This is a genomic window from Microcystis sp. LEGE 08355, assembly GCF_015207185.1.
Classification (GTDB): domain Bacteria; phylum Cyanobacteriota; class Cyanobacteriia; order Cyanobacteriales; family Microcystaceae; genus Microcystis; species Microcystis panniformis.
This window is the reverse complement of record NZ_JADEXI010000583.1, coordinates 1-2,904: the sequence shown is the minus strand read 5'-3', so window position 1 is coordinate 2,904 and position 2,904 is coordinate 1. Positions and strand designations below refer to the sequence as shown.

Annotated in this window: 4 protein-coding genes; 3 read left to right on the top strand and 1 reads right to left on the bottom strand. The window is 44.5% G+C overall.

Annotated features, from left to right (window positions below):
• Positions 1-55 precede the first annotated feature (55 nt).
• The 3 genes from IQ242_RS21465 to IQ242_RS21455 are packed head-to-tail and all read left to right on the top strand — an operon-like array spanning position 56 to position 1,535.
• Positions 56-640, top strand: a complete 585-nt coding sequence (locus IQ242_RS21465; RefSeq protein WP_193961343.1) for a sigma-70 family RNA polymerase sigma factor — start codon at positions 56-58, stop codon at positions 638-640.
• On the top strand, positions 640-1,014 hold the full coding sequence (locus IQ242_RS21460; protein WP_193961342.1) for a hypothetical protein: 375 nt from the start codon (positions 640-642) through the stop codon (positions 1,012-1,014). The genes IQ242_RS21465 and IQ242_RS21460 overlap by 1 nt, the downstream gene beginning before the upstream one ends.
• A gap of 20 nt (positions 1,015-1,034) precedes the next feature.
• Positions 1,035-1,535 (top strand): Spy/CpxP family protein refolding chaperone, encoded by a 501-nt coding sequence (locus IQ242_RS21455; protein WP_193961341.1) that lies wholly within the window; start codon positions 1,035-1,037, stop codon positions 1,533-1,535.
• Between the two features lie 101 nt (positions 1,536-1,636).
• On the opposite strand, the gene IQ242_RS21450 is transcribed toward IQ242_RS21455, so the two are convergent.
• Positions 1,637-2,788 carry an NAD-dependent epimerase/dehydratase family protein gene (locus tag IQ242_RS21450; RefSeq protein ID WP_193961340.1) on the bottom strand — a complete coding sequence of 384 codons (1,152 nt, stop codon included), beginning with the start codon at positions 2,786-2,788 and terminating at the stop codon, positions 1,637-1,639.
• Between the last annotated feature and the right edge of the window lie 116 nt (positions 2,789-2,904).

The window sequence follows — 2,904 nt, the reverse complement described above, 5'->3', positions numbered from 1 at the left end:
GAACCATTCTTGACACCCCCTAGTCTAAAGGGACAAGTAGCTAGGGGTGAGGGGAATGATCGAGGTGATAACCGAGAAGCAAACGAGTGTGAGCGATCGAGAGTTAATTTTAAAATGCCAAAGGGGTGATCGGGGTGCTTTTCGTCACCTTTACCGTCTTTATCAACCAAAAATCCGCTCTACTCTCTATCAACTCTGTGGAAGGGAATTCCTAGAGGATTTTGTCCAAGAGGTATTTTTAAGACTGTGGCACGGGTTGCCGAAATTGCGTTCACCTGAATACTTTTCCACTTGGGTTTATCGGATCACTTGGAATGTGGCGATCGATGGTCGGCGACAATTAGCCAAAAGACAAATGAGGATGGCCAAAAGCACTGATCAGGAAAACTCCCTTGATAGCGAATCCCGTCCCCAAGATAGTCCCGATTTGATGCAACTGCATTATGAGGAAGTGGTCCGACAAGGGTTAGAAATTCTCAGTTTAGAACATCGCGCTGTCCTTGTCCTTCACGATCTAGAGGACTTACCCCAAAAGGAAATCGCCGAAATCTTAGAAATTCCCCTCGGTACGGTGAAATCACGTCTTCATTATGCGCGTAAAACCATGGGTCAATTTTTGCAAAAACAAGGAGTTATCTAATGTCCCCAGAAGATGACAAAGTGGTTAATTTTCTGCGTCGCTATCGTCCATCGCTGCCACCTCGACCGATAGATGAAGAAAAACAGTTAATGCAAATGATTAGGGAAGAAAAGCCAGTAAATTTCCCAAAATTGCCGCCTTTATTGGGGTGGATAACTGGTATTACTGCCTTATCTGTGCTGATTTTTGCTTCCTATCGTTGGTCTCATCCTCATCCACAACTGGGACAAATTTCTGACGAGCAGTTAGAAGCTTTTTTAGTGGAGAGTTGGAACCATAGCATCGCTCCACCGATTGCTGCTTCTAGCGTTTATAGTTCGCCTTGGATGAGCTTAAACGAGCCTCAACTCACCTATTCTACCTATAATCCTTAATTTCTTTGTCGAGGTCAATTATGTCCCTTTCTACTGTCTCGATTCTCGGCACGACCATGGCTTTAACTCTAGCGGCTAACCTAGTCCCCACTGCCACTGTGCTATCCTATCCCCAAGATGGTCTATTTATTGCTCAAACTAGCTCTCCCCAGCGTCCTGAAAATCGTCCCCGTCGGGTGGATAATTCTAGAGAAAGACTAATCGAACAATTAAACCTTACCGATGACCAAAAGTCGAAAATTGCCGCTATTCGTCAGAAATATCAGGAAAAAACCCAAAAGTTGCGAGAAACCCTCAGAAGGAACGAACAAGAATTAAATAGTTTATTATCGAATAATGCTTCCGATCGAGAGAGCCGTTCTAAACATCAGCAAGTCTCTCGGAATCGCCAAGAAATGAGTAACCTGCAATTTGAAAGTTTTTTGGAAATTCGTCAAGTCTTAACTCCCGCTCAAAGAACGGAATTTTCCCAGTTAATGCAGGAACGTCGCGCTAATTCCCGCAACCGCGGACGACAATAATTCTCATCGGTGCGGATTAAGATCGAGTTTGATGGCGATACATTAGAAAAACGCAAAGGATGGGCAAGTAACCCATCCTCAACTTATCATTGACTAATAAATTATCGTTTCCAAGTGACCTTTGGTAGGATATGATTCATATCTACCCGGTCTCTGTACTTGGTGGCGAAGTTCAAGAGGGAATCGAGGAGAGAATCGGAGAGATAGTGAGGTTGTAGGCCTAGATCGAGTAATTTTGTGTTTTTAGCGTTAAAATAATGTTCCTCTAACTCGATGCGCGGGTTGTCAAGATTGTTAATCTCCACATTTAACCCTAACGCAGAACCAGCTTTTTTCACCATCAGTGCCAAGTCACCGACGCTAAACAGTTCGGTAAATTGGTTAAAAACGCGAAATTCCCCCGATTGAGCGGGATTGGCGATCGCTAATTCCAAACAACCCACGGTATCGCGGATATCTAAAAATCCCCGCGTTTGGCCACCTTTACCGTACACTGTTAGGGGATGACCGATCGCCGCTTGAATACAAAAACGGTTTAAAGCAGTACCAAAAACCCCATCGTAATCGAGACGGTTAATTAACATCTCATCCATTCCCGTTTCTTCGGTGAGGACTCCATAAACCACCCCTTGATTGAGATCTGTGGCTTTTAAACCCCACATCCGACAGGCAAAATGGATATTATGGCTATCGTGGACTTTGCTGAGATGGTACATACTACCGGGCTGTTTGGGATAGGGTAAAGTATCCTTACGACCGTTATGTTCGATCGTGATGTAGCCTTCTTCAATATCTATATTCGGTGTGCCATACTCACCCATGGTTCCCAGTTTTACTAGGTGCGCTTCGGGAAATTCCTCTTTCATCGCATAGAGGATGTTTAAATTGCCAACCACGTTGTTAACTTGGGTTAAAACTGCGTGTTCGCGATCGATCATGGAGAAGGGTGCAGATCTCTGTTCTCCAAAGTGAACAATCGCATCCGGTTGAAACTGTCGCAGGGATTGAATCAGAAAGTCGTAGTCATTAATATCCCCGACAAAAAGATCGATCGATTTTCCTGTTAGATCTTGCCAGCGTTGAATCCGATGAGATATGGGTGCGATCGGTGTTAAGGTATCGCAGCCTAATTGTAAGTCCCAATAGCGACGAACTAAACTATCAAGTATGCCTACTTCGTAACCTCTATTTGATAGATGGAGTGCCGTTGCCCAACCACAATAGCCGTCTCCGCCAATAACCAAAACTCTCATACAATATCTGTAAAGTTTATACACTCGTCCTTGGTAACTCTAGCAGTTTTGTGTCACGCTTTACCAGTTTAATCCCCCTGAACATAGCGGGGGTGTGGGGTGTGGGGTTTGGGGTG

Excerpts from the sequence above, each read along its gene's own strand:
- IQ242_RS21455 (WP_193961341.1), top strand. The coding sequence starts at position 1,035 with ATGTCCCTTTCTACTGTCTCGATTCTCGGCACGACCATGGCTTTAACT.
- IQ242_RS21465 (WP_193961343.1), top strand. The coding sequence starts at position 56 with ATGATCGAGGTGATAACCGAGAAGCAAACGAGTGTGAGCGATCGAGAG.
- IQ242_RS21450 (WP_193961340.1), bottom strand. The coding sequence starts at position 2,788 with ATGAGAGTTTTGGTTATTGGCGGAGACGGCTATTGTGGTTGGGCAACG.
- IQ242_RS21460 (WP_193961342.1), top strand. The coding sequence starts at position 640 with ATGTCCCCAGAAGATGACAAAGTGGTTAATTTTCTGCGTCGCTATCGT.